Source organism: Paenibacillus sp. WG02, assembly GCF_055396115.1.
Genome location: NZ_AP036016.1, coordinates 3,271,503 through 3,291,203, shown reverse-complemented (window position 1 = coordinate 3,291,203; position 19,701 = coordinate 3,271,503). Strand labels below are relative to the sequence as shown.

The 19,701-nt window shown below is 46.0% G+C and carries 20 protein-coding genes; 2 read left to right on the top strand and 18 right to left on the bottom strand.

Annotated elements, in window-relative coordinates; genetic code table 11:
- Nucleotides 1-6: 6 nt before the first annotated feature.
- The 3 genes from trhA to ACBP55_RS14500 form a co-directional block, all read right to left on the bottom strand.
- A complete protein-coding gene (trhA, locus tag ACBP55_RS14510; protein ID WP_464652523.1) occupies nt 7-651 on the bottom strand; it encodes a PAQR family membrane homeostasis protein TrhA in 645 nt (214 codons plus the stop codon).
- 133 nt (nt 652-784) lie between these two features.
- Nucleotides 785-1,384, bottom strand: coding sequence for a glycerol-3-phosphate acyltransferase (locus tag ACBP55_RS14505; RefSeq protein ID WP_464652522.1), 600 nt, complete (start codon nt 1,382-1,384; stop codon nt 785-787).
- Nucleotides 1,381-2,475: a glycosyltransferase family 2 protein gene (locus tag ACBP55_RS14500; protein ID WP_464652521.1), complete on the bottom strand. Its 1,095-nt coding sequence runs from the start codon at nt 2,473-2,475 to the stop codon at nt 1,381-1,383. Before ACBP55_RS14500 ends, ACBP55_RS14505 begins: the two co-directional genes overlap by 4 nt.
- 277 nt (nt 2,476-2,752) lie before the next feature.
- Between ACBP55_RS14500 and ACBP55_RS14495 the strand changes: the two genes are divergently transcribed.
- Together ACBP55_RS14495 and ACBP55_RS14490 are read left to right on the top strand one after the other, a co-directional pair.
- Nucleotides 2,753-2,926, top strand: a complete 174-nt coding sequence (locus ACBP55_RS14495) for a hypothetical protein (RefSeq protein WP_464652520.1) — start codon at nt 2,753-2,755, stop codon at nt 2,924-2,926.
- A 45-nt stretch (nt 2,927-2,971) separates the two neighbouring features.
- Nucleotides 2,972-3,724, top strand: a complete 753-nt coding sequence (locus ACBP55_RS14490; protein WP_464652519.1) for a hypothetical protein — start codon at nt 2,972-2,974, stop codon at nt 3,722-3,724.
- A gap of 520 nt (nt 3,725-4,244) precedes the next feature.
- On the opposite strand, the gene ACBP55_RS14485 is transcribed toward ACBP55_RS14490, so the two are convergent.
- From ACBP55_RS14485 to ACBP55_RS14415, 15 genes are all read right to left on the bottom strand, one after another.
- Nucleotides 4,245-4,415, bottom strand: coding sequence for a hypothetical protein (locus tag ACBP55_RS14485; protein ID WP_464652518.1), 171 nt, complete (start codon nt 4,413-4,415; stop codon nt 4,245-4,247).
- Between the two features lie 146 nt (nt 4,416-4,561).
- Complete coding sequence (locus ACBP55_RS14480) at nt 4,562-4,816, bottom strand: hypothetical protein (RefSeq protein ID WP_464652517.1); 255 nt, start codon at nt 4,814-4,816, stop codon at nt 4,562-4,564.
- Nucleotides 4,817-4,993: 177 nt separating this feature from the next.
- A complete protein-coding gene (locus ACBP55_RS14475) occupies nt 4,994-5,560 on the bottom strand; it encodes an SRPBCC family protein (protein ID WP_464652516.1) in 567 nt (188 codons plus the stop codon).
- Between the two features lie 111 nt (nt 5,561-5,671).
- Nucleotides 5,672-6,556 carry a Rossmann-fold NAD(P)-binding domain-containing protein gene (locus ACBP55_RS14470; protein WP_464652515.1) on the bottom strand — a complete coding sequence of 295 codons (885 nt, stop codon included), beginning with the start codon at nt 6,554-6,556 and terminating at the stop codon, nt 5,672-5,674.
- Between the two features lie 37 nt (nt 6,557-6,593).
- Nucleotides 6,594-7,760: a multicopper oxidase family protein gene (locus ACBP55_RS14465; RefSeq protein ID WP_464652514.1), complete on the bottom strand. Its 1,167-nt coding sequence runs from the start codon at nt 7,758-7,760 to the stop codon at nt 6,594-6,596.
- Between the two features lie 314 nt (nt 7,761-8,074).
- Complete coding sequence (locus ACBP55_RS14460; protein WP_464652513.1) at nt 8,075-9,547, bottom strand: DHA2 family efflux MFS transporter permease subunit; 1,473 nt, start codon at nt 9,545-9,547, stop codon at nt 8,075-8,077.
- A 59-nt stretch (nt 9,548-9,606) separates the two neighbouring features.
- Nucleotides 9,607-10,194 carry an NAD(P)H-dependent oxidoreductase gene (locus ACBP55_RS14455; protein WP_464652512.1) on the bottom strand — a complete coding sequence of 196 codons (588 nt, stop codon included), beginning with the start codon at nt 10,192-10,194 and terminating at the stop codon, nt 9,607-9,609.
- A 33-nt stretch (nt 10,195-10,227) separates the two neighbouring features.
- Nucleotides 10,228-11,211: an NAD-dependent epimerase/dehydratase family protein gene (locus tag ACBP55_RS14450; protein WP_464652511.1), complete on the bottom strand. Its 984-nt coding sequence runs from the start codon at nt 11,209-11,211 to the stop codon at nt 10,228-10,230.
- 111 nt (nt 11,212-11,322) lie between these two features.
- Nucleotides 11,323-11,844 carry a TetR/AcrR family transcriptional regulator gene (locus ACBP55_RS14445; RefSeq protein WP_464652510.1) on the bottom strand — a complete coding sequence of 174 codons (522 nt, stop codon included), beginning with the start codon at nt 11,842-11,844 and terminating at the stop codon, nt 11,323-11,325.
- A gap of 192 nt (nt 11,845-12,036) precedes the next feature.
- Entirely contained in the window at nt 12,037-12,171 is a 135-nt protein-coding gene (locus ACBP55_RS14440) for a zinc-binding dehydrogenase (protein WP_464652509.1), read from the bottom strand.
- A 145-nt stretch (nt 12,172-12,316) separates the two neighbouring features.
- Entirely contained in the window at nt 12,317-12,655 is a 339-nt protein-coding gene (locus tag ACBP55_RS14435; RefSeq protein WP_464652508.1) for a hypothetical protein, read from the bottom strand.
- Between the two features lie 159 nt (nt 12,656-12,814).
- Nucleotides 12,815-13,555: an OmpL47-type beta-barrel domain-containing protein gene (locus ACBP55_RS14430; RefSeq protein ID WP_464652507.1), complete on the bottom strand. Its 741-nt coding sequence runs from the start codon at nt 13,553-13,555 to the stop codon at nt 12,815-12,817.
- A complete protein-coding gene (locus ACBP55_RS14425; protein WP_464652506.1) occupies nt 13,461-16,430 on the bottom strand; it encodes a discoidin domain-containing protein in 2,970 nt (989 codons plus the stop codon). Before ACBP55_RS14425 ends, ACBP55_RS14430 begins: the two co-directional genes overlap by 95 nt.
- Nucleotides 16,431-17,337: 907 nt before the next feature.
- Nucleotides 17,338-18,459, bottom strand: a complete 1,122-nt coding sequence (locus ACBP55_RS14420) for a HupE/UreJ family protein (RefSeq protein ID WP_464652505.1) — start codon at nt 18,457-18,459, stop codon at nt 17,338-17,340.
- Nucleotides 18,460-18,606: 147 nt separating this feature from the next.
- A complete protein-coding gene (locus tag ACBP55_RS14415; RefSeq protein WP_464652504.1) occupies nt 18,607-19,668 on the bottom strand; it encodes an Ig-like domain-containing protein in 1,062 nt (353 codons plus the stop codon).
- Nucleotides 19,669-19,701: the final 33 nt, after the last annotated feature.

Here is a 19,701-nt window from a genome sequence, read left to right as displayed (position 1 = left end):
TTTTCCCTACAAAACGGCAGGCATCACATATGCATATACAGCAATAAAGTGGCAGCTGCTTCCCGCAAGCACGAACAAATGCCAAATAGCATGATGATATCTTAACCTTCGCCATAGAAAGAACGGCACGCCAAAGCTGTAAAAGGCAACTCCAAACATCAACCAAACTAGAGCCATAGAGGGAAGAAGTTCGCTTAGCGGCCCTATTATTGAAACCATGAAGCCGCCCATCAACAAATACATAAGAAGGCCCCAAGGCATAAACCGCTTAATGATCAAATGAACATAGCGGACGCCTCCCAATGCTAGAACCCATATCAACAGCAGCAGAGTGTAACCTAGTGTTCCTTGCAAGGTAATAAGCAGGAATGGCGTATACGAACCCGCAATGGCAATAAAGATAGCCGCATGGTCCATGACTTCAAAGCGTTTGCCCCACTTCTTCGAGCGTGAGCAATGCAGCAGGGTCGAGGACAGATATAGCAAGCAAAAAGATAACCCATAAATTGTATTACTCACGTTGTAGGCTAGATCTTCGAACAGAACGGAACGTTGTAAAAGTAAAAAAAGACCGAAGGCACTTAACGCGGCGCCCAAGCCGTGGCTTAATGCGTTTAGCCGCTCTTCCCTCAGAGCTATTCGATCCTCCATATCTAGGCTCACTCCTTTCTGCTTAACCCCTAGTTTTTCCTAATGAGAAGCCTTGTATGTAATCACTCTGCCTTGTTTATATGAACAAAAAAAGGATCCCGGCATCAAGGCCGAGATCCTTTTTATTTATTTTTCATCGCCTCTTTAAATAAACAGCAAGCTCATATCTATGGGTATATACAAGCAATAGAAAATTCCCTGACCATACCCAAAGGATTGCATCCGAATAATGCCTCATATACAAATAGGTACCTAACAGCAGAAAACCGACTACGACCTGCAAGGCGTCTGCCTCAGTCGATATAGACTTTCCTCTGTTGATTACCTTGATTGAACTCAGTAAAATGGCCAATAACACCGCAAGAGCAAGAGAAGCTTCAAAGCTGGATAAAGCACTCCATACGCCGAAGGTCACAGCGATTGCTTTGCCTCCCTTCCCTTTAAGGAAAGGAGAAAAGGCATGCCCGATAATCGGAGCCAGTGCGATGGAAATGATGGAGTACCCTTGAACTTTTTCATACCCCAATATAAAAAGAAGAATAAGGTATCCTTTTAAAAAGTCGAAAATAATACCAACAACACCAAGCTTATAACCTGCTGCCTTCCACAGATTCAGGGCCCCCGGATTCCCGTCACCAACCGTCTTCAAGTTTTTTTTAGCGATAAGGCCAAGCCAGTAAGAAAACATAAAAGAACCTGATAGAAAGGCACAAACCGTCCAAACGATGGTCATTGCCCCCTCCTGCTGCCTACCTTGACGTGCCGTCCTTTCCATGACACATGTCCAAGGAATACGACCTGATAAACGGAATACAGCATGACATAGATGAAAAATATCGTTGAGAGAACATGCAAAACGGGCATGACAATTCCGAACACACCCACATGTTTAACCAAATAAAACAGCTGTATCATGTATAAGAGATATCCGATGAAAAGTGGCAGTGCCCACGAAGTGTTGATAAATAAGAAGAAAGTTTCGGAAGCAATTAGCCCAACAACCCAAATAGCAACAAAGAGGATCGTACCCGGACTTAACGTTGACGTGCTAAGGACTGCCCCTTTTCCGAAGCCTTGAACCTCGCTCTTGATCCCTTGTGGATACATACGAAAAGAAACCAGTCCTCGCCCGATAAAATTCGTCACTTGAATTCCGGCATGCCGATAGGCGGCCCCAAGGTTCAAATCATCCAACATCTCCGACTTGATGCTTTGATGTCCCTTAATTTTCTCATAATCTTCCCTAGTCGTTAGGATGCAGGAGCCATATAGACCTTTTTTCGAATTTTTCTTTTCAAAAGGGGACGTAAAAGCGAATACACCCAGCACATTAAAGATTAGCGCCAGTCTTTCAACAAACTTCTCCGTATAATGGAAGGGAACGACAGAAATGACGCCTCCCGCTTTTTTTCTCGCCTTAACCAATGCCTCCAGCGCACGTGGAACTAAGCGAATATCCGCATCAAGAAAAGCAACTAGATCACCTGTAGCATGCAAATATCCATTCCATACTGCCCAGTTTTTACCTGTCCATCCTTGTGGAAGACTCGTATTGCTAATCACAGTAACCCCGTAGCTTTCAGCAATTTCCTTCGTATCGTCCTCCGAAAAATCATCCACAACGATAATTTCAAAGGGTTCCAGGGTTTGGACCTTCAGTGCGTGGAGGAGATAAGGCAAATTGCATGCTTCATTCCTTGCAGGGATTATAATAGACAGCTTCACATTTTTCGGAACTGGTTCCTGACTGACCAGGATCACATTTTTTCTAAATAACAAGAACCCACATAGACATCCGATGACAAATAAGACGAATATCGCCACCCTCGAACCTCCTCCTTCGATTCCCCCATAACGGATGGATGAAAGTGCTGTTACTACAATATGGAGAATAGGTTGTATTCATCTATATGAACTTGGGGGTAATTTTAAGCCAATTTCACAGGTAACTACATGCAGAAAGTGAAGCAAATCATCATTTTCAGCCAATAGATACTGTCTCCTTACCTTCTTTATCTACCGCTGCTGTTGCTCGTCAAGCGAACTTTTCCGCAATTGTGTTATAATGGTCAATATCAAATTACTGGAGGCACAACGGCATATGAAAATATATGTTATCCTCTCCTTCGATGGCGAAGGAATGGAAAATGTTTATGTAGGCGCTGACGAGGAGAAAGCACTCTCTCTGAAGCCGACTGACTTTGAAAACTGTGATGCCCTTTTCGTAGAGATATGGGAAGACGGCGAGAAAACCGACGATTACCGCTTAGAATAACTAACGATACATACTCCCAACAAATAATAGAAAGGCGGACAACTCATGGTCCATGCGTTTACCATCCAACCCCCAACGTATAACACTTTCGAAGACGAGACTGAGCAGCTCGAACAATGTAAAGAGTGGGGCTTGCTTTCCGAGAAAGCAGCGAAAACAAAGGCATTCTTCTACAAGGGGAATGGTATGAATCTGCCATGCGGCATTGTTGGTTATGTGGATAAAATGACGGCTGTCATTGAATTCGACAACAAGCAGCTGCACTGCATCCACCCCTCTTATCTGAAAGAAATGCAAGCAGCCAATTACAGCCAGAGAGGAGCAGGAGCCGCTGACGCCACAGAGGCGGAGGTTTTAGAGCTTGAAGCTTTGCAAGAAGATGCTCCAGTTGCCGTAGAAGCTAATGTGGAGGCTACTGCAGAAGCTAGTGTTGAAGAAGTTAAAAAGGCCCCCAAAGAGCCGAAAAAAGAGAAGGCAAAAAAAGAAAAAGCTCCAAAGCTTGAGCTTCCCGAAGATAAGGTGAAAATGATCGCTACAGTAAAAGAATTTACAACTGTCCCGAACAATTTTTCTGATACGGAGGATGAAGTCGTTATCTACGAAGCTGTTTCCATGACAGAACCTGAAATGGAAATCGGCGAAGCCTGGTCCAGCCACAGTGCCACACTTAAGAAGTTGGAGCTAGAAATCGGGGACAAGCTCTCATTCGAATGTAAAATTGTAGCAAAGAAGCTCTCCAAACATCCGATACCTTACAAAATCAACAATCCTGCTAAATTACAGAAGGTAACATCTTGAATTTAGGTGTTGAAAACATGTAAAGTTGTACTTCGTACAACAATATTGAATCCGTTTAGCGTTATCCTAGCTAATGTTGTATTGAATACAGCAATTCCAAGCAAAATTGGCCATTTCGCAAGAAATAAGGATAAATTGTTGTACGAAATACAACATCTCCAGCCTGGAGGGCAGAAATCAGAGAAATTGTTGTACGTCGTACAACATTCCGCAAATACCAAGGAAAAGTTAATCACTTTGCTACTTTTCCGGCGTTGAGAAGTCCATTTCGGCTCTCTCAGATACATTTGTCGGTTAACAAGCATGTTTCTGGCTCCGTGAAGTCCTTTTCGGACTTCTTAGTAACACTTTGCTACTTTTCCGGCAGTGAGAAGTCCATTTCAGCTCACTCAGATACATTTGTCGGTAAACAAGCATCCTTCTGGCTTCAAGAAGTTCTTTTTGGACTTCTCAGCAACACTTTGCAACTTTTACGAGGATGAGAAGTCCATTTCGGCTCTCTCAGCATACATCTCATGATCTAATGCCTCATCTTTCTTCTTGCTTCTAGCTCCTTCTTCAACGCATGTTCAACGGATTCTGCAAGGATATCGAATTTCTCTGCAACGGTGTACGTCAGGATCTTCCCACAATGGATGCAGCGCTGCATTTGAAGATCTGTAGCTTTCGAACAATGGGTGCATTTAATCATCGTATGTAGACCACCTTTGAAAATATCATACCTCTATTATACACATAACTATCAAAAATCCACCTATTTACCTACCCAAGTGAACCCCCAGGTGACACCAAGACTAACCAAATATTTACGGTAAGCGATGCTCATACGATCGCTCTTTAAATGTAGTTCTTGAAGGTCCAAGGGGAGTTCCTCCGCTTTTGATGTTGAAGTATTTCAATATCCTGACCAAAGATGAACTCCTGAAAAGCAATAAACTCAGCTATATCTACCCAGACCATCTGCATTCGGTTGAATAATTGTAATTTCATCCGATACCCAGTGGTTATCCAACCAATATACCTGGTAATCTGAAATATGTGGAAACAGGGACCACCCATCTCCAACTCGCGACTGCCTACCTTCACCATCATACCTATACACTCCTCTGCGTATTGATTTATAGTCTAAGTGTAGGTGAAAAACAGACGTTGAGCCATGGATGATCGCATTTTATGCATGTATAATCGTACAAATTTAACGAAAAAACCGCCCAGTTTTGGGCGGAAATTAACGTTAATATTCACCATGCTAGTCTTGCCATGTACCGATCAGTTAGCCGCCTCGGCTGTTGTCTTGAGGGCTGCGAGCCAAGCGGTGAGCGAGGACGTGAGTGCCGCACGCATACCGTCGGGATCAGCTGCCACAGGCGGGCCGTCCCAGGACTCGGTGGTATGCACGACGACTCCGTTGGCGGTCGTTTTGAATGTCCACACGTGGACGCCGTCGATGCCGAGTGCTGGGCCGCCCCAGACAATGCGTCGCATAGGGTCTACCTCGCGGATGGTGGAGACGACGGGCAGCCCGTGGGTCTCCCAGTTAAAGGAGCTGTCAGCTGCGATCGGACCGGACAGCCGCGCTTGAGTGATGTCTTTCTGCCAGGTGGGCCACTGGTCGATACCGGTCTGTAATCGCCATACGGTCTGCAGCGGAGCGTTGATGACGATGGAAAGGTCGACTATGTCCTGGGCGTTGCGGTCGACATCGATGTTGGCCTTATTTGATTCATCAGAAGGACTATTTGTAGTTGTTGCTCTATAGATGCCCCCGCCAATCAGTATGGATATCAATAATAGAAAGCTTATTATAAATGCGGTTAACTTAAACGATTTTTTCATCTCTATTACCTCCTTATTAATTCCATTGCTTTTCCAATGGGATTATCTCATTTAATGCAATGTTATCGATTAATCACTAACATGAAGGCAACCGAAATTGCCATACCTGCTCTACAGATTGTTTTCTCTTCCTTGCTTCTCCTTTATACTCGCTACAGTTGCGGCAATACCCGCTTCATACGATGTAGCCTCACCGCTTCTGACATACTCAAGTCCGAATTCCTGATCGATGTGTCCGCCTTTTTCATAGCGGTTCAGAATCTCCTTCGCCCTCGGCTCGTGCCATTGAAGCAGTCTCAGTTTCCAGCCACCAATTCTTTCGATGCGTGGAGTAACGTGAACGACCGAACCAGCGATTGCGATCAATTCCTCCGCAGTAATGGCCGGTCCGCCGCACAGACGCCATGTTTCTCCGAACGAGGAATCCTGCGAGGCAAGCTCTACTACATCTTGGACGGCATCGGCTATATACAAATACTCTCGTTTAAAGGCTGGGTTAGTCATCAACTTGACCGCTTTACCTTGCGCTATTTTTTTGAGCTGATAATGAACGATCGTATTAGAAACGTCCGCCCCGTATAGCTCTGGACTTAACAAACGCATATACCGCTCATCGGAACGCAGGGCTTGCTCATTTTCACCAGCTGGACGATAAATTCCTTCAATTATTACTACTTTGACGCCAGTTTTTTCCGAGACCTTCTCGATAGCCACAAGCATCTGCTCAACCTTCTCCGGATTCTCGTCATAGGTCAGATAAATACCACAGAAAATTACGTCAACTCCATCTGCAGCAGCGGCGAGTAGAGCATCTGAATCATTGGCGTCCCCCAACACCGTACGTAAATGAGAGGAATGAGCAAATGTTTCCTCCAACGCCGTTAGCTTACGTCGTGACCCGGAATAGGCGACAACATCGACGCCACCTCCGATTAATCTCTCGATCAGCGCTCCGCCGATTCCCTTGCCCACTCTTACAACCATTGCTTTTTTCATCGTGATCACTCCCAAATTAATTTTTTTATTATCCATTTCATAGATCAGGTAGGTTGCCCGACTTGGTTCCCACCCTGTATTTCGTCGTGATTCCCTCATAGTTGAGCATCATGCTCATCCCCATCGAGGCATGCCCGAGATTGTGGCAATGCGCCATCCATAAGCCTGGATTGTTTGCCTCCAGAAGAACCTCGTAGGTTTCGCCATCTTTCATCAGAAGAGTGTCCAGATAGACGGGGCTGCCTTTCAATGGAATGCCATTTTTGCTAAGTACACGGAAGGTATGGCCGTGAGTGTGGAACGGATGATCACCTCCTCCCTCATTGATGAGGGTAATACGCACATGTTCCCCCTCCTTCACAGTCATGGGAGGAATCTCGTGGAACGAATGGCCATTGATCGTTTTGACAAAGATGGATTGGCCGAGCCTTAGAACGAAGCTTTGGTCAGGCTTAAGCTTGCTCATCGGATCCTCCGCCAGAGGAGTGCCGTAATCGACGAACGAGAACATCCCGCCTCCTTCAGACCGGTTCGGTTCACTCCCGCTGCCGAGTGTAATCGACAGGTTCTTGACCGATTGGCTGCTTACGATAACCTTGTTCGATTCGGGCAACCGGATAAGCAGATCGTAACGTTGGCCCGCTCCTACCGGAATGATTGTACCGCTTAGGAGGCCTGGTTCATGCAGGTCGTGACCATCCATCGCAATAACTTGGAAGGGGGCCCCGTCGACCGAGAAGTTCATCGTTTCATTGTCTCCATTGGTCAGCCTCAGTCTGACTTGTTCGCCTGCTTTTCCCGGCATGCTCAGTCCCTTGGCGCTGCCGTTCAGCAGCATGGTGGAATCCAACCGTTGATAAAGCGCGGATACCTCCTTCACAGAGGATAGCAGAGCGGACGGTTCCCGCGGTTGGACGACAATGGAGCCCAGAAGCCCTTTTTTCGCCTGTATCGAGCTCATCTGATGCGAATGGTACCAATAAGTGCCAGGATCCGACGCGACAAAGGTATACGTAAACTTTTCACCGGGCTGCACGGCGTCCTGAGTCACCCCTGCAATGCCATCCTGTGAGCAAGGAACATTGATCCCATGCCAATGAATCGTAACACCATCTGCGATATCCTTGTTGAAGAGCGTAACTTCGACACGATCGCCTTCTGTGACGCGAAGCTCCGGACCGGAGAAGAGCCATTGAAGGTCCACGCATCGACCGTCTTACCGCCCTCCAGCTGTAGAACCGTCTGAGCGGCTGTCAGATCGAACTTGCGGATCGGCCCCGAAGTATCCTTTGCTACAATCGACTCACAGGAAACGCCTGTCGCAGAATGACTTTGCATGGCAGCTTCGGAAACAGCGCCTGAGCTATGTTCATGATGGGCCATATTGACCTCCATCGGTTTCTGAAGCCGCATTTGCCAGAAATAAACGCTCACCGTTACACCGATCAGGAGCAAAAGCAGCAGAGAGAATCCGAAGTAGAACGGACGTTTAGAGCTGCTCTTCTTAGCCATGGCCGATCACCCTCTTTTCTGTAATGTCATTGATTCTTTAATAGCACTTCGTGATAAGGAAGGGCGAACAACCTTGAGGACAATAATCGCTCCTATGATGGCAAAAGCGGCCGCACCGAGGAACACCCACGTGAATCCGCTGGTCAACGCTTGCGTCTCGGCTATTCCATTACTCAATAAGTCCCTTGTTCTGGTCGACGATATCGTCGCTAATACAGCAAGCCCAATAGCTCCACCGATTTGCTGGCTCGTATTGACAAGTCCGCTGGCCATACCCGCTTCGCTGTCGTCAACACCATGGACCGACAACTCCGTCCCGGCGACGAAAGCCCCTCCCAACCCGATTCCGATCACGATACTAGGTCCAAGCAGATCAACCGCAAACGATGCATCACTTGGCGCCAAAGACAACCAGATTAAGCCGGCGGCGAGCAAAAGTAATGAAGAGGCAAGCGTCCGACGCGTTCCGAGCTTCTTAACAAGTGCCGGTACGGCTCCCGCTATCACAACCAGCGCTCCCGCCAACGGAAGTTGGGTAAGCCCTGCCTTCATTGCGTCATAGTGAAGCACCTGCTGCATATAGACCGAGAGTGCGAAGAATAGTCCTGTTGTCGCTCCTCCGATAAGGAACATTGCCAGATTGCCGCCTAATACTGACTTGTTGCGAAATACACCTAGCGGCATAAGTGGGTTCTTGGCGCGTCGCTCGATGAAGACAAACGCGGCGAGAAGCAAGACTGATACACCAGCAAGCATCAACGTCAGCGGAGATGTCCATCCAACTCGTTCGGTTTCGGAGAGCGCGAAAACTAAGGTTACGATGCCAGCGGTAACCGCGGCTGCTCCAGGCATATCCAGACTTGCGCGTTCGCCTGGCTTATCTTTGGCGATGAGAAAAGGAGTTGCTGCGATAACCAATAGGCCTACAGGAACATTCACGAAGAACACCGATGGCCATCCGAAAGAAGAAGTCAGTACTCCTCCTAGCAATACGCCCGCAGCGCTGCCAATGCCGGCAACAGCCCCCCAGATGCCAAGGGCCTTAGCCCGATCCTGCGGATCCATGAAAAGCTTGGTGAGAAGAGCAAGAGCCGCGGGAGCGAGAAGAGCGGCCGAAGCGCCTTGCACCGCTCTTGCAGTCAATAGCCACGCTCCCGAGTTCGCGAATCCAGCTGCCGCCGAAGCGACCGCGAATCCAGTGACCCCAGCGATAAATAACCTGCGATGTCCGTACCGGTCGGAAAGTCTTCCGCCCAAAAGCAGCAGCCCTCCGAACGGTAATACGTAAGCCGTGATCACCCAACTAAGCGTAGTTGTATCCAGGTGAAGTTCCGCCCCCAACGACGGAAGTGCAATATTAACGATGGACGCATCCAGTACGACAAGGAATTGTGCAAGCGCAAGCGCGATAAGCGCCCACCAACGGTAGGGTATAATATTTGATGACGCTGATATTTGTTGAGCTTTGAAATTCATCATACATCTCTCCTTTAGTTTGTTATTGATTGATTAATTACATCTGATTAAATTGCGTTCTTTTACGCCTTTTCTTTCGTTTCCGAAGGATTGCGCATCATTTCCGAAAGCTGTGCGAGCCAAGATTTCCTATCCTCGGCGGTCGAAGCATACATCGAGTCGAATACGAGATGGCGAGTCACTTCGAAGCCGCAATACGCGAGTATCCCTTCATCTATCGTAAGACGAATCGCATTCCCCAACCCGCTTGCTTCATATGCTTCTCGGGACTTATCCTGCGTATGGATGAGTGTCACCTTCTTGCCCGTTAGCAGCGCGGATTGAACCCCATTGTCATACTTGTAGGCGAATCCATACGAAAATACACGGTCAATATAGCCCTTCAGCATCGCAGGCAATCCCGTCCACCATAGCGGAAAGATGAACACAACATGATCCGCCCACGATACATAGGATTGCTCTCGGACGATATCCTCACCCACCCCGCCGAGCATTTCACTTGAGCCAAGTGCCGGCTGGAAACCCATACCGTATAAATCCCGAACGATAACTCCATCCCCCTCTTGGAGATAGCTTTCCGTCACCGCGTCCAGAATTGCGTGATTGAAGCTGCTTTTTCTTGGATGTGTATAAATGATCAAATGGTTCATTGTCTATTCCCCCACAAATTAATTAGTGATTGATTACTTACTATTAACTTTAAAAGAAGCGCCATTTCTTCTCTGCAACGCGTGAACCGTAGCCGTGATTCCTTTTTCGAAGCTGGTCGCCCGTGCCGGTCCGATCAATCGCTCGTATTTGTCCCCGCTCAAGACAAGCGGCTCTTCGGTCAAATAAAGCATCTCCACCACTTCCTTCATAACTGGAACAGCTATACCGAGCAAAGACAGCCCGACTCTTCCGAGCGGAATAACCGATTTGGCGCTTCCGCTAGCCTGCTGGGCTATTTGCACGATCTCCTTTCCTGAGATCAAGCCTGCACCAGGTATATGCCAGTTCTGCCCATAAGCATCGTCCTTGCTGGCGAGCTCCGCGATCATGAACGCCGCGTCCGGTAAGTAGACGAACTCGCGGGGGACACGCATATTGCCTATGAAAAATGCCATCTTGCCAGCCGCAATCGCTTCAAGAGTAGAGCCCAGATATGAAGCCTCATTCGCCGTGGGACCGTAATAATCCGGTAAGCGGACGATCATAACCCTAGCACGACTCCACCGTCCATCGAACAGCATCTTCTCATAAGCGAGTCTGGTCTTGCCCTTCTTCGTATGCGGCTGCTTGGGATGCTCCTCGGTCGCCCGAGCCATCTGCTTTCTTCCATAGGGATAGATACCGTCGATCGCGACTACCTTTATGCCCAGCCTATCAGCGGCCTCCATCACCGATTCGCCAAGAGGAATCAGCTTGCTTACCATTTCGTGATATGGCACGTTCGCACAATGGAACAGGAGATCTGCACCTTCCGAAGCAGAGACGATGTCATCCGGACGAAAAGCATCACCTATGGCAATCGTCAGATTCTTAGGATGGCCCAGCCTAGCCCTAAGATCCTCCAGCTTTTGACGAGAACGCCCGAAGGCCACCGTCTGAATTCCTCGCTTAACGAGCTCTTCCGCAACTGAAGCACCCGTTCCTCCCGTTGCTCCTACTACAATAGCTTTTTCCAAAGGAATCACCTCATCATTTGTTTTGTGATTGATCAATTACTAACCTGAATTCAATATATCATGTTGTTATTGATTGGTCAATCACTATTTTAAAAAAACTTGTAATCCTTCTCATACTTCCTTCAATTCGGGCATTGCCAGTACGACTGATATGTTGCATAGTATTCCCCTAGCCAGGAACAGCATAGTCCGTTCCTCAGCATTCGGACTGCCGACTAGGCGGAAAGCGTCCAAAACAATTCGGCGAACTTCCCCGTATCCATTACGCATCGCTTCCCGGATTGAGTCTTCCTGGATCGTCTGTGCTTGCATCTGGAGCAGCACTTCATTTTGATACGTATCCAGAATATTTTCGTAAGCCCGGATCAGGTCGGTCTCCAACTGTCCAGACGGCGCGGCTGCTACCACCTTACGAAAGGAATCGATCACACGCGTCCAGGATACCTCCAGCGCAGTCAACAACAAAGCTTCCTTCTTCGAAAAAAAACGAAAAATATACGGCTGCGATATGTTGGCTCGTTCCGCGACCTGTGCCGTCGTTGCACGGAAATACCCGATCTCCGCAAATACCTCGATCGCTGCCGATATGATATCCGATTTGCGATTGACCATGGCCATTTCGATTTTTGTCATCAGATTGCCTCCTTCACTATTAATTAGTGATTAATCAATTACAATTTTAGTATATACGAATAATTGTTGTTAAGCAATGCGAAGGTACCTTGAATATTTTAGGTATGGGCGTCCGGAGTATAAGCGATTTTTAAAAATGTTTAAGGTTGAGAAGCCCTTACTCTTCCCAAAAGGAAAAGAAAGGGCTCCTTTTTATGGATGGCGAATAATAACTTTACCAAATTTCGAAGCCTCCTTGCAGTAGCTGAACGCCTCCTTGGCTTCGTCGAAAGAAAATATACGGTCGATGACAGGCTTCATCCGGTGGGCCGCAATGGCGCGGTTCATCGCGTGAACGGGAATTGATAGTCACTCTGACACCCATGGGCGTAAGAACCCTAGATGAGAACGGCTGGTTTAATAAGTTCATTGAACACTATGAGGATGGAAGTGGTCAGATCCGTATGATGATCCCCGTGAACAAGGTGTCGTTTTACGCGGAGATGATTTTGGGGGGTGGAGAAGCGGTCAGGATTTCGAACCGCCTGAGGTGATAACTTATATAGAACAAAAGTTGAAGATGATGAGGCAGCAGTACGGGCTTTTGTAAATTGGGGAGCGCTCCAAATATGGAGAAGAAGGCTAGCATCTCTGCTAGCCTTCCTACCGTTATTGGGATTCCAAGCTTAATGGATTCGATTTTTTGCGAGAACTGTTCCTCGTTCACCAGATTATCCAGGTTGGTACCGAATTGTGGAAACAAATCTCTTTCATCAAGAAAAAGGTCATAGAGAATCTCTTTATCTTCAATGTTTAATACCGAGTAACCCATACTTCCGGAATGCGCAAGTGAAGTTGTTGCTCGACTTCGTTCGAGGAAATACAGCTTTAGATCACCTAAGGTACCATTAATCGTCCAAATCGATGAGGGGGAGAAAATTGATCTCCCCCCATATCAGTACCGATCATCCAAATGTGATCAAATAATGTTCTACTTTTGTGTCACTAAATTTTGAGCGTCTCGCAGCAAATAGGTTGCCGCTTCGCTTGAAATGTGTTTCCCGCTTTGCGCCTCCACCTCGTTCACAAAGCTCTTCAAATTGTTGTTCGCCAATTTGGCCTGCAGGCTGTTGGCAATTCCCGCATTGTCGATCCATTTGGCATCGGCAAAGCGTGTTACCAGCGCCTTCAAGGAATCGATGCTGGCCACCGTCTGGAAATGAACGGTCTTGCTTCCCACATTGCCGGCCATGTCGCTGGAGGTAACAATAAGAGTATGCTTACCGAGCGGCAACTTATAAAGCGGGATCGCCGTTCCGATTTGGTAAGAATACGTATCCATCGTCACCGTCGTCTTGCTGCTGTCCACACCCGACAAGTTATCTGTCCATGCAATCTGAGGCGTCAAATCCACGGAATCTTTATAGATACTGTTATCTCCCGGTACGGACACCGCGATCGACGGGGCTGTCTTGTCGATGCTAACGGATACTGTATGTGCCCGTTCCACGTTGCCTGCTTTGTCTACACTCCAATATACAAGCTTATGCACGCCTTCTTCCGACAATACGACGGTCTTTCCCGTTTGCTCAGCGCCATCGTCTACGATGTAGTAGGTATTGGCTACACCCGATTCGTTATCGCTCGCGCTTAAGGTTACAGTGACATCTTGATTGACCCAGACCGCTTGGCGCATTGTCCGTTGTAGTTGGCGGTTGATGTTCAACTTCAAAGACATTAATCTCCGCAGCCGATGCCCAGCCGTTAACACCCGCCGTTGCTTCGAGTTTGACATATAATGCATCTGTCGGATCAAAAGTTGCTACTTTCTCCGCATTATCGTTTGCCCAAGTTCCGCTTGCAACTTTAGTAAAGGTCACTCCATCCTTACTTACAAACACGTTATAGGCTGTAATAATTCCGTTGCCGCCTGATTGCCTTGGCAAATACGTGACTTTATCGATTAGGAAAGCTGTTCCAAGTTTTAAGGTAATCGATTGAGGGAGAACGTCGGATTTATTCCACTTGGTATGCCAAATCGTTTGTGGGTTTCCGTCAATCGCCATGGAGGCACTATCATCTTCACCGGCTGTTTCTTGGCTTGTCGCCGTTGCCGACTGAATGATCCTATTAACAGTTACTCTAATGCTTGTTGTCAAAGGCACGTTATTGGGATTTGCCACCCCAGTTGGCAAAGTTACAGTTCCATTTACAGTGAAGGTCTGTACAGTCATTACAGTGGGATCATAGTTTGAAGCATCTACATTCCATGTCACATTGGCATTCCCAACGCCTTCATCAGTAACCAAGGATACTGTCCCTGGCAATCTAAGGGCGTCCGCTGTCTTCGCCGATCCGAATGCCACCCCTGTTATGTCAGCAGGCGCAGTGATGCTTTTTAAATTACCAGTGTTAATCTTAAGGTCAATGTCCTCCGACGAACGGTTATACATGGAATCGTCGGCGAATACCCTGATTATATATGGAGTATTTGGGGTCAAACCTGTAAACTTATAATGCCTGTACACATCGAATGGTTTGTCCATCGGATACGAAAGGCTGTTAAACGATTTGTCCACTTTCCCCGTGAGCTTGTTGATAAGCTGAATATTATATTCCATACCGCGCACATTGTCATTTGCTTGCTTTATTGTAAAAGCAACTTCGTTGTTATTGAAGGAATCGATCTTAATGCCCTCATCAAACTGCGGAGCTATGAGTTCTCTTATATCGCTCTTGCTATAGCTAAAGGCATCTTTGCCTTCGCCAACGTTGACTACACGAGGTATGCTTACAAATTCATCTGTAGCTAAATTGTACTGCTTGAGGATCAACTTTGTACCGTAAACCTCTATGAAATTCGAGATGCGAGGTGTGGTATGATAGCTTCCATACGAGCCTTCTATATATCCGCCGAACGGACCGTCATCTTGATAACTGGAATAGTTCGAACCACCGGAATCGAGAAACGAAGCCGTACCTTGATAGAGAGAACGTTCGTCGGTCGGGTCATATTGCGTATGACCTGACATATAGAACACCTGCGAAAAATTATTGTCGGCAATAAATTTACCGAAATTATTACTTGCACCGCTGCTCCATGCCGATCCCCACACGGTTCCGCCTACCGGGTAGTGAGACATTGCAAATATGGGTTTTGTTGGATCATAATCCGCTTCACTTTTAATTTGGTTGAGGTAATCTTTGGCTTTTCCCACCGTGCTATTGCTGTTAATATTTGCATCAAATCCAATCAAATTATATCCTTTTATCTTTACCCTATAAGCACTGTTATAGAAATCGTTATTGTACGAATTCGTTGATTCGTTCCACGCGCCCGCCGTACCGACAGGTATTAAATCCTGGACGTCTCCCTTAACCATATCATGGTTGCCTCTTACTATATATAACTTCGTAGTGTTAAATAAGCCCTCAGCTTTAAGTTTATTGTATACTTTGGTAAGCTCACCCATCCACACATATTCATTGGCATTGTTACCGCCGGTAATGTCGCCAGGCTGCACCAATACGTCGGCCTGCGGGAATACTTTCAGGGCTTTTCTATAATCTGCTTCCACGCGCGCGATTGTACTGGGATTTGCAGAGATTTCCGGGTCGCTGCTATCCGCTATATTTAAATCGGCGGGAGTTAAAGTTTTATTGCTTTTTTGATAAATGAATATGGCGTTGTTTAGTTCACGTTCGTAATAATTGATGGTTTCCTGTGTATATAATTTTACTTTTTGCGTTGTTGCAACCGAACTTGCCATATTAAAAACATTTTTCAAATAATCAAAATCGGTTTGGCTGAAGCCGTTGCCGAGACCGCCTGCTATGATTGTATTTGCTTTTGATATGGTGTCGTTAAGTGCCTTCATATCTACTTTATTTGCACCGTAACTATTATAATTAGCTTGAACTACATCACTGCTTAATACACCTTTCCAAACCTTCAGATCAGCGATATCGAATGAATTACCACCATTGCCGCCCAATCCGTCGCTGCCTATATTTAATAGGTTCGATGTATCTAAAGTTCCGATCCCCAGCGAAGTTTCAGCCATTTCGTAACCATCAATATACAACGACCCGAGCATTTTATCTCTGTCTACAACAAATGTCACGTAACGCCAAGCGGAAGCATTAAACGTGTCGCGCCCAAATTTTACTGATGTGGTCGGAAATCCTAAATTCATATTGACCGAATTGGGTGATGTATAAATCGCCCAGCCTGCGTTAGAGCTCTTACTAAAATCCTTGTTCGATAATATGACCTGATTATCCTTAGTGTCGCCCTTATACCAGAAGGATGTGGTAAAACTGTCATTACCAACATTCAAACTTTGCGTCGTACCGACATAATTGCCGTTTCCGCTTTCTACGTGCAGAGCTTTGGTCCCGGGTAATACACCGTCTACATAACTATAATTTCCATGTGCTATCAACGATTGCCCTTGATTTGCATCGTCCTTTAAATTATTATCGAATTTAATCGATGCCATAAGGGGGTTGGCATTTACTACGTCATTATCTGCATTTACTGCGGTGTTCGATAACGTACCGATTAACATCATTGATGCGAGGGTAAAGGATATAACTCTTTTCACTACAGAAAACCTCCATACTTTAGTTTTTTAAGGATCTGTTCAAAAAGCTCGTAAAATCATTCAACCAACATCGAGAAGGTGCCAACGCACAACTCTCTGAGCAAATTACCTGTGTCAGAGCAAGTGCGCTTGTGAGAAGACGTATTGATTCGATAAATAAAGGTCATTTCAATCCCTAAGCACCACCTCCCAAAAATTCTCTCTTCCCTGTGAAAAAAAACTTGCATATCGAAAGTGAATGACTCGTTAAATACTTGGGGATGTCGAGTCTTGGCTCAAATAGCGATTTTCGCGTTTAAATTTCGATGACTTACGTTCAATTTTTTTTTTACTTTTATAATATTCATATAAAAAAATCTATTCTTTCATATTCGTACAAAAAATACTGTACAATAAAATCGCGTTCATTAGGTTAACTACAGGTAAAATCTGGATTAATCTATTGTAAACATGAGGCTGTAATCCGCCATATCAATGAACCTTACTGCTTAACTTCAAGCCGATGACACCGACAACGATAAGTGCCGTCCGTGCTAATGAGGAGGCCACTGAAGAACTTGTAGTTTTTTCGAGCTGCCAAAGATAGACGAATAAAAAGACGACCTTCATTTCCATTTTTTAGGATGAAGGTCGTCTTTTCGTTATCTAAGCAGGACTGTATGGCTCGTTTCTTACTTCATCTGCTTCTAATGAGCGCAAACTTGGTACCTTGTACAGTTACCGTTCAAAAAGTACGCTATTTTGATGCACCAAGCGTCTCTGCTGCTACAAATTATAATCCGAACTCGAGACGACTACCTCGACCGGACTATACCAGCTAGTTGTGCCTGACTTGGTTAGACACGCAATAATAAAAAGAGCTAGCAAAAATACCGCTAACTCTCGTATTGATCAATGAATGGCCTAATTACAATCTTTCAATCAACCAATAAAATGCCAGCACAAAAATAAGCCAAGACGTTGAAATCATCATTTTACGATACCATGGGAACCTTCGCAACCAAATCAAGAGTGGCAGTAATAGGCATAAGACCATCAATTGGCCCGTTTCTACACCCAAATTAAACGTCAGGAGCGTTCCAATCAGATTGCCCTTTGGAAGTCCTGTTTCAGCCAAAGCCCCGGCGAAGCCCATGCCGTGAATCAGGCCAAATAAGGCTGTCAGTACCCACCGCCATTTCGCCTTTTTAACAAACATATTTTCCACGGCCACGTAACAGATCGTCACCGCAATCAATGCTTCGACCCAAGATGAGATGACATGGAGGCGGCCCGACGCCACCAAGAATAGTGTAATGCTGTGGGCGATTGTAAACGCAGTAACAATTTTCAATGCTTCCTTGAAGCGAGAGGCGATTAATACTAAGGATAACAAAAACACCAAATGATCATAACCTGTCAAAATGTGTTCGATTCCAAGCTTATAGTATTTCCACAAAACAGCGCCAAGCTTAGGCTGTGGAAGGTTGCTCGGATTATCTATTTTAGAGCTCTCATTCATATCCTGCTGGGGAGGTTTGGGAAGGTTGATCAGAATATCTCTTTTCGTGCTATCAATCAAATCCTGCTGGACATATTCTCCTGCATGTACCAAGAGTCCACTAGTATGAGCAGGCACATGGTCAAACAACTCCAGATCGTAATGAAGAGTACATTGTTCGATCACTTTATCGGCGGTAAACTTCAGTTGAAGTTCCACGCCTCTTATGCTAGCCTTATTCGCCATCTTCATCGAAAGAAATTCCATCGTGAAGGGCTTCGAATCCGCATCTATGCGAAGTCCTTTCTGTAGAAAAGATTCAACTTTTTGCGAGAATTGTTCCTCGTTCACCAGATTATCCAAGTTGGTGTTGATACCGAATTGTTGAATCAAATCTCTTTCATCAAGAAAAAGATCATAGAGAATCTCGTTCTGTTCAATCTTTAATTCCGAGAAACCCATACTTTGAACATGCGCGAACGAAGTTGTGGCAGTCCCAAAAAATAATAAGATCATGATGAACAAGGACAGGAAAGAACGCTGCTTCATAGCGGAACCTCTTTTCATGAGATGCAACAATCTGCAATTTAGTTTATTCGGTGACGACCGTTCATTCTGCAACTTGAATTAAGAACGCCCAAAAGTATGCAAAAATGGAGGAGAAGGTTAGCATCTCTGCTAACCTTCTTACCGTTATTAATTTAAAATCTTTTTAGCAAAGGCATCAAGGTCGATAATCGAAATTTCATTATCTTGGTTGATGTCATATTTCTGAATGTCTGCCCAGTCACTACTAGCGGATGTTGACCCATAGTGTGAGGATATGATGGCCAAATCGCCGATACTTGCTTTCACATTCACAGCTCCTACGAAACTTTGTAAGGCGGAATTTAGGGCGATAACTGACTGATCGATTTCCGCCTGAGTTGCATTGACGTTACTCCATACTGCGTTGGCAGCACTAATCGCTGCTTTCAAGGCGCTAGCTGCACTTTGCGAATATTGTCCCCACTTGGAACCGATCGACGCCGAGTCTATCTTCGCTTGAGCAGCTGCAATCGCATTGGTTAGATTATTGCCAGGTGGATCCACTCTAACACTCGCTGATGCCGTAAAATTACCATCATAGGTTGTCGACGTTACTGTCGCCGTTCCAGGAAGATTAGCATTTAGCGTAGCGATCCCGCCTGTGGCGGTTACGGACACGATACTAGGGTCGCTGCTTGTCCAAGACACGCTGGGATCTGTCGCATTAGCTGGTGCAATAATAGCTCTTAGTACGGCAGTTGTGCCTTGAGTTATGCGTACGCTCGGCTGATCGAGAGACACACCGCTCACAGGAACGATGACTTTTACTGTCGTACGGGCTAACTCCGTATAACCGCCATTGGAAAAAAATAGTACCTTATAATCGCCTGGTGTCAGCCCACTAGCTAAACTCATTGTACCATTGCCGGCGGGTGCGTATTTCCAGCTCAACGCTCCAATTGGGCCCGGAGTATCTCCGGGTCGGTAGATACCTATCCAATCCTGCCCATTGGCGGCAGCCCCTGTATACTTTAGGGTAATTGCTTCCGATTGCTTGAATTGGGTTTTATCCATGACTATTGTCTGGCCAGTGGCTGCGTCAGCGACATGAATGTAAAATGCTGCGAATAGGTTAAGGATCAACATCATGATTAAAGCAATAACACCGGTACGACGCATAGTCTTTCGGTATCGGTTGTTGATGAACGACAACTGTGGTAAGGAATCCATTTGGGCACAACCTCATTTCTATTGATAAATAAC